Raw genomic sequence first — 7,606 nt, 5'->3', positions numbered from 1 at the left:
CTATTCCAACAAATTTGAAAAACCTCTGCCTAATATGGGCAAAGGTTTCTTTTTTTGTTCTAATTTATTTAAATACAGGGTGTATGGAAATATATATTTTTATTAAAGTAATTCTTTTTGATAACAAATGCATTCATGCACTCTTTTATATTCACTCATAATTTTTTCCCTCTCAGTGCCTGTATAATGTGCGAATGCTTGAACTGGATGTAAATCTTTCACTGAGCTATTAAGAGTTTTCTGTATTTCCTTAGAGCTTTCAAGGAATACATGTAAATAGGATGTCTTAGGTTCAAAACTGTTTTTTAAATACCAGTTGTTTACCCAATTATCATCTCGAGTCCATGCTTCGAGATAATTAACACCTAGTTTTTTAACTCGATTCTCTGCTTCACAAAGTAATTGATAAGCAATTCCTGTACGACGAAAATCTGGATGAACAGCAATATGCCAAACCATACCTCCAAGAATGTTCTCTTTTTTAGAACAAATCGTCCCAGCCTGTATTTCACACTCAATATCGATAAGTCCTACTACTTGATTATTTTCTATAGCTACTAGTTCAACGGTCAAATTTTCATATTGTTCCTTTTTTGTAAGAACGTTATCGAAATACGCAGTATCTAAGAAAGCTAATACTCTACATTGGACCCAGCCAGTTTCATCTGTACTTTTATAATCTCTTATAAACAAGAAAATCCTCCTAAATTTGAGAAACTTTTAGTAGGACATTCTTTAAGCATTAGCTAATGTCCTTGTTAGTTGGGAGGATAAATGTATTTGTTTACATAACCCCTTTTTTCTAGATTAACTTATAAACATATTTATTTGAGAAACGCTTGTGCATTACATTTCACTCGGTGTCTGAATTCCTAGTAGTCTTAACCCCTCTTCCAAAACAATCGTCGTACTTTCTACCAAAGCAAGGCGGCTTTCCTTCTGATTGTCTTCTGTAAGGATTTTGACTTGACTATAATATTTATTAAACTCTTGTGCTACATCAATTAAGTACTTAGCAATATGAGATGGCTCGTACTTCTCAAAGCTTCTCTCAATAATGTTAGGAAATATCATGAGTTGTTTTATTAACAACCAATTGTATTCATTTGCTCCTTCACTGAAGACGAAATGTGTAGGTTCAGCTACTTTTCTTAAAATGGAGCAAGCACGAGCATATGTGTATTGAATATACGGTCCTGTTTCTCCCTCTACTTTTAACATCTCTTCAATTGAAAATTCAATATTATTGAGTCGCTCATTTTTTAAATCTTGAAAAATAATAGAACCTACAGCTACTTGCTGGGCAACCTCATCCTTGTTTGGTAACGTTGGATTCTTAACGGCAATATTTTGTTTGGCTAAGACTATCGCTTCTTCAATAACTTTTTCTAAAAGAACTACCTTACCTTTACGAGTAGACATCTTTTTGCCTTCTTTTAAAATAAAGCCAAAAGGGACATGAATTAATTCTTTTGCCCAATTGTATCCCATTTTTTCTAAGACTAAGAATACTTGTTTAAAATGAAGGCTTTGCTCGTGCCCTACTACGTATAAAGCTTTCGTAAACTGATAGGTCTCTTGTCTATATAATGCTGCTGTTAGATCTCTTGTTGCATATAATGTAGCACCATCTGACTTTTTAATTAGACATGGAGGTAAAGAATCGTTTTCTAGATTCACTACCTGAGCTCCTTCTGAATTAGACAACAGGTCATGATTATTTAATAGCTCAATTGTTTTGTCCATTTTATTATTATAGAAAGCTTCTCCGTGATACGAATCGAAATGAACACCTAAAAGCTGGTAAATGCGAGAAAATTCTTTAAGTGATTCTTCTCTAAACCATTGCCAAAGCATTATTGCTTCTTTATCGCCGTCTTCTAGTTTTTTGAACCACTTTCTTGCTTGGTTCTCTAGCTCTGGTTTCAACTCAGCTTCTTCATGAAATTTCACGTACAAGCTTAATAGCTCATGAATTGGATTTTTCTTTATATCACTTTCCTTTCCCCATAATGTATAAGCAACAATTAACTTTCCAAATTGTGTTCCCCAATCCCCTAGGTGATTTATACGTACAGTCTTGTAACCACATTTTTCAGCTATGTTGGCTAATGAGTTTCCTATAACTGTTGATCGTAAATGGCCCATGGAAAATGGTTTAGCTATATTTGGAGAGGAGAAATCAATAGTAATAGTCCCTTCTTTTTTTACTTCAGGTGTTCCGTAGAGACTTTTCTGTTGTAAGATATTGTTTATAACCTTTTTTCCAACTGTCTCCTTATTAAAGAATCCATTTACATAGGGTCCTTCAGCTACAATCTTAGCAAACAAGGGATGTTTTAATTGTTCAGCCAAATTTATGGCGATAGCATGAGGTGATTTCTTAAGTAGTTTAGCTAATGTGAAACAAGGAAAAGCAATATCTCCTTGGGTACTATGCTTAGGCTTTTCAATTAACTTCATAATACTTTTAACGGTTAGTTTGTTATCTAATATTTTGCTTATTTCTTTAGCGAATACTTTATCAAATTCCATGTCATCACCTAATTCCTTTTATTTTTAGAAAACAAAAAAATCTCGTCTCTTATTAGAGACGAGATTTACCCGCGGTACCACTCTTATTGTTCAAATTGAACCTTCTTACCAAGAACATAACGGATTTTGATCCGGCTCACCCTACTCTGCGAGATTTCAGGTTGCATCTCAGAAGTGCGCTTCACCTTAACTAGACTGTTAGGCTTGCACCATCCCTAACTCGCTTTAAGACTTCATTAAGATTACTCTCTTCTTCATAGATTTTCAATATTTTAACAATCTTATAATAGGTCTAGCTTAAAGTCAATATGATCTATAGGAATTAACATTTTTTAGTTACCATAATGTCTCTTTCCGGAACCAAGCAAGCACAAGAACCCTTGCGGGAGTAAGGTTCAGCTAAGGATTCTTTTGCTTGAGTATGCATCTTTTTATACATCGTTGAGATGACTACGTTCTTTGGGTAGTTGAAAGAAACGAGAATGTATAAAAAGAGCTTCTTTTATACATATCATGCAACCTCTTTGAAATAGTACCGTTATAAAAAGAAATAGTGTTGCCCCTTTACTGTCATAAAGACATGTTATGATAATTTATGTCGGTATGGCATATTTCCATTTATAACTCGTGGGTAGAAGGATTTCTCTTTCCTTGCCAGGGGGTTAGAGGGATCTTTTTCCCTCTATAAACTTATCATTTCAGTTCCTAAAGAAACTAATATCTATACCAATTTATTTGCAAACGTAGCGATTGAATTTAATATAGGTTAAATTCTTTTCGTAATTTGCACACACTTTACATGTGTCTCTATCTTTCTCCTATCTGATTTCTTTTTCCATTTACTCGAAATCAGATAGGATTTTTTTGCAATTTATACTTTTGAACCACAATTGGTTCAAAAGTTCGTTAGAAGTTGTTATATCAATGGTTTATGCTTGTTTGAGTGTCTTTCATTGCGTGGTATTAAGATTTATTACACGATAATTAACTCCTGTAAAAAACAACTTTTTTACTGATTAGGGTCTATATATTGAATTTCTTTTTGTATTTCGTTCCTTAATCTATTCATTATTCCCTCAGCAATTTGCAACATGTCTTCCTCGGATAAAAAATCTCTTTTAATGAAGTTACAAAACCAGCAACATTTAACAATGTTATCTATTTCATAACCGAGATTATTATCACGTCTATCCAATGTCATCCAATTTATTTTCGCCTGTTTCTCAGTAACAAAAGCCCTTTTAAATTTGGATACACCTCTGTTTTCCCCATCATAATTTAGAATAAAATCCCGTAGGTATTTAAATTCCTCTATTGGCATATTACAATAGTGGCAAATATCTTCTTTTGATAACCACCAGTTCTCTAACTCCTCGGCAGTAAAGTTAAAACTTATTCCTCTTTTAGTTGCTCCTGCCTTTAAAATCGGAATTGCACCTTTCCCAAATCTGTAATAGCCCTCTTCCTGTTTTTTTTGGACTTGTTTTTTTAATGATTCTTTCCCTCTTTCAGTTTTATAATACTTTGACTGATATTCTTTTAAAGCTTGTTTCCCTTTTTCAGTCTTAAAATATTTCTTGATTTTGCTGTTTTGACACTCTTTACAATAATAGTGCAATCCATCTTTAGTTCTTTTATTTTTCCCAAATAAATTTAAAGGTTTTAGTTCCCTGCAATTTGAACACTTTTTATCCACTCTGCTGTCACCTCCCATAGTTTCCTCACTCTCATATTAATTGAAATATTAAGATTTAAAATTTCTATTTACATTGTATAGACTAAGATAGGATTTTAACAACATTCCTTTTATAGAAAAAAGACAACCCAGTAAAGGCTGTCTCTGACATGATGATCCACAGGGGTTTTATACGTTAAAACACTCTCAATTGAGGGTATTTTCTTATGCTTTACACGGTGGTATTTTTTACTCTGATTGCGGGAGCGGAGGTGCTTATAGTTGATTTCTTTTAAGTGGTATTAAATTCGGTAATAACCATGCCCCCAGTACAAACAAAAGGACTCCCCTTTTGAGTACCTACAGACAATCAGAAATTAATTTGCTAATTGAACAAGTGTAAAGACTTTTTAAGTATAATAAGAGTGTGGAAACTTTATGTAATAATCATAAAGCTTACGGTTCACACCATTAAGGAGTAACCAGTCAAAGAATTAGGGAGGTTTCAGGTGGATAACGCTATTGGAATTTATCGTGAAAATTGTAAGGCTATGGCTTATATAGAAGTCGAAAGTCCTGATTCCACAACTGGAATAGGAAGTGCATTTCATATTGGTGAAGGAGTATTTGTTACAGCAAGACATGTAGTAGATAATAATAAAATTTTAAAAATGGCACGCACAGAGCAGAAATACGATGAAGAAAAGGTTATAGAAATAATAGAAGATCCCTTATTTCATCCTAATTCAGATATAGATGTAGCCATCATTAAAACAGCAAATTCTAACCTTCCCTTCATAGAAATTGGGGGGCATTTAGATGATTGGATAAATAAGAGTTTTATACTTTCTAAAGTAGTAGTAATGGGGTACCCACCAATTCCACTTTCAAAAGAACCTACTCTTGTGACAACAATGGCAGAAATAAATGGAATAGTTGATACATATCTTGGAAGCAACCATCCACAATTTATTTTATCCTCTATGGCAAGGGGAGGGTTTAGTGGAGGTGTTGCATTATTAAATGATGGTTCTGCACTTGGGGTTATTACTGAATCTTTAGTTTCCAATAACCAACCTGCAGAATTAGGGTATTTTTCTGTCCTAACAATCGAACCCATACTTTCTTGTTTAGCTCATAATAAAGCTATGCCTAAAAGGATAAATGAATTTTGGAGAATCGAAGGATTCGAAAAAACAATTTGGGATCTTCCTGATGACCCTTTCGAATATCTAACTACTAAAATAATAAAGCCATTTGAATAGGAACACATAAAACAGAGAGCGAATAATCTCCGTTTTGCATACTAATTTGTATCACTACCAAGATGACTGTAATACTTCTATAATTAGAAATAATAAAGACCTTATATCATTTATAAGGTCTTTATCTCTGTATATTATGTTTGAAATACTTGATTAGCGTTATATATATGTTATACGAATGAAGGTTGTTCGAAAAAGTATACATTTACGGACTTTTGTTTTATGTAAGAAATCTATTGTTTAAATCGTTCGTTTAAGTTCGAAAAATAATTACGAACGTTTTTTAAAACACACACACTTTTACGAACTATCTATTTGAATGAAATGAGGAGAAACATGAAAGTAGTATGAAATAGTAAAAAACAAAAGATCCTTTGTTTTCAATAACAAGGGATCTAGAATTAATAATTATGGGAACACAATTGTTGTTTGAAATAAAATTAAGAATAACTTACTTTATTTTTACTAAATGCCTTTTAAATTTTAAGTAATAACTTTTCATTATCAAAGATACAAATATCTCCATCCTCGGAAATTTTTATAGCTATCCCCATTTTCGAAGCATACCTTGCAGCTTTTGTACCCGTTCCAAAAGTCTCCTTATATTCTGTGGAAGCAGGTATAGAAATTATTTCACCAAAACTTACTATATTTAGACATTTATCCAATATTACTGCACCGTCAATAGCAGCAAGAGATTGAATTAAATACTGATCCAAATCTTTAATATTTGAATGATTTTTACCATCTTTAATTACATTCATATAATCTTGATTTAAATTATTTTGCTTAAAACCATTTTCTTTTAATATTTGTCTAGCGTTAGAATATGAAAGAGAATTAAAGTGATCTGTATCCAGAGAAATAATAAAAATAGAGCTTTTATTATTCTGAGAAATTATTTTAATTATATTATAGAGCTTCATTACTGCTTCCGTTAATTCACCTATCAGTTTTTCTGAATTTTGATGATTAAACCGAATTAACTGAACTATATTATTTACAAATACAGATTTCATAATTATTCCCAACATAAAATTATAATGTTTTAACTGCCAATCTCCATTTGCATACGAAATCACAAATTTTTGTTTTGTGAAAATGTTAATTTCTTTATCCCTAACTGCAAAATAAATATAGCTAGGAGGTCTTTTAGATTCAATACTATTAGATGTTGTCAGTATTTTCTCTATGATCTGCTCTGCTGTGTTAGTTAGTGGAATTGGATCTCCTTTCTTCATATATCTTTTAGCTATATTATCGGTTATTTCTTGTAAAATATGCTTATTCATCTCATTAATAGCCCAACTGTTGAATTGCGATTCTAGTAAATAAGATAAACTTTTCCCTTCAGATTTCTTTCTTAAAATCGCAAAAACGTCGAATTGATTATCGACTACAATAATGAGTGATTGATTGTCTATTAACTTTAACAAGGGTTTTTCCTCTAAAAAAAAGCGTTGAAGTGGCTTTTTTTTAGATAAAGAAATAATATCAACATCAAGTAATTTAAGATCTTCTTTATCTAGATCATTTTCACAATAAATAACCCCAATATTTACTGGAGAGTTTTCATAAGTTTTTGCACCAATATTTTTTAGTTCATTGACCATTTTAATATAGCTATATTGCGTTGATTTATCTGCTTCCAAGTATTTTTCAAATATAAAAGAAAGTGATACGTCTCTTGTAATAGTTTGAAGTATGTCATAATTAATTGTATCGTCTGTTTTAAAGTGTTTGAATATTAAATCAAACGCTCTGTAGAGAGGTTGCATTGCAAATTCTTCTATAATAAATTTTGGAAGATTTACACCAGTACTTACTTTTAAGTTAATACCAATTTTGCCTTCATTATTATTATAAGAAGGTTTAATTTTAACGTTAGAGTACTGATTTAATAACTCTTGAACTTTTTTAAAAAATTCTATGACGTCTTTCTGTTTTTGATCTGCTTCCCATGGTAATTCAACTTCCATTTTTATCTTCACTCCTTAAAGGTAACTATTCAATAGATATAAGTGAATAAATCATTAGATCTACTAGGTAATTCTTCTAAGATTGCCTTAAATATTTGTTATTCCGTTATAAGGCTTTTCTTTTTTTTTGAAGTATTTTCTATATAAATCAT

5 protein-coding genes and 1 other annotated feature are annotated in these 7,606 nt (G+C 31.6%); of the genes, 1 reads left to right on the top strand and 4 read right to left on the bottom strand.

Annotated elements, in window-relative coordinates; all coding sequences use genetic code 11:
* Nucleotides 1–102: 102 nt before the first annotated feature.
* The 3 genes from AC1VNJ_RS24795 to AC1VNJ_RS24785 all read right to left on the bottom strand — a co-directional run bounded on the left by AC1VNJ_RS24795 (nucleotide 103) and on the right by AC1VNJ_RS24785 (nucleotide 4,231).
* The gene (locus AC1VNJ_RS24795; protein WP_482641495.1) at nucleotides 103–699 is read right to left on the bottom strand and encodes a GNAT family N-acetyltransferase; all 597 of its coding nucleotides are present in this window, start codon (nucleotides 697–699) and stop codon (nucleotides 103–105) included.
* A 147-nt stretch (nucleotides 700–846) separates the two neighbouring features.
* Complete coding sequence (gene argS / locus AC1VNJ_RS24790; protein ID WP_482641493.1) at nucleotides 847–2,535, bottom strand: arginine--tRNA ligase; 1,689 nt, start codon at nucleotides 2,533–2,535, stop codon at nucleotides 847–849.
* 51 nt (nucleotides 2,536–2,586) lie between these two features.
* Nucleotides 2,587–2,802 (bottom strand) — a binding site (T-box leader).
* 742 nt (nucleotides 2,803–3,544) lie between these two features.
* A complete protein-coding gene (locus AC1VNJ_RS24785) occupies nucleotides 3,545–4,231 on the bottom strand; it encodes a hypothetical protein (RefSeq protein ID WP_482641492.1) in 687 nt (228 codons plus the stop codon).
* A 488-nt stretch (nucleotides 4,232–4,719) separates the two neighbouring features.
* Between AC1VNJ_RS24785 and AC1VNJ_RS24780 the strand changes: the two genes are divergently transcribed.
* Nucleotides 4,720–5,475, top strand: a complete 756-nt coding sequence (locus tag AC1VNJ_RS24780; protein WP_482641491.1) for a S1 family peptidase — start codon at nucleotides 4,720–4,722, stop codon at nucleotides 5,473–5,475.
* Between the two features lie 476 nt (nucleotides 5,476–5,951).
* On the opposite strand, the gene AC1VNJ_RS24775 is transcribed toward AC1VNJ_RS24780, so the two are convergent.
* Nucleotides 5,952–7,454, bottom strand: a complete 1,503-nt coding sequence (locus AC1VNJ_RS24775) for a hypothetical protein (RefSeq protein ID WP_482641490.1) — start codon at nucleotides 7,452–7,454, stop codon at nucleotides 5,952–5,954.
* Between the last annotated feature and the right edge of the window lie 152 nt (nucleotides 7,455–7,606).

The sequence above is a fragment of the Priestia sp. 3CA3 genome (assembly GCF_056836725.1).
This window is presented reverse-complemented; position numbering and strand designations above follow the sequence as displayed.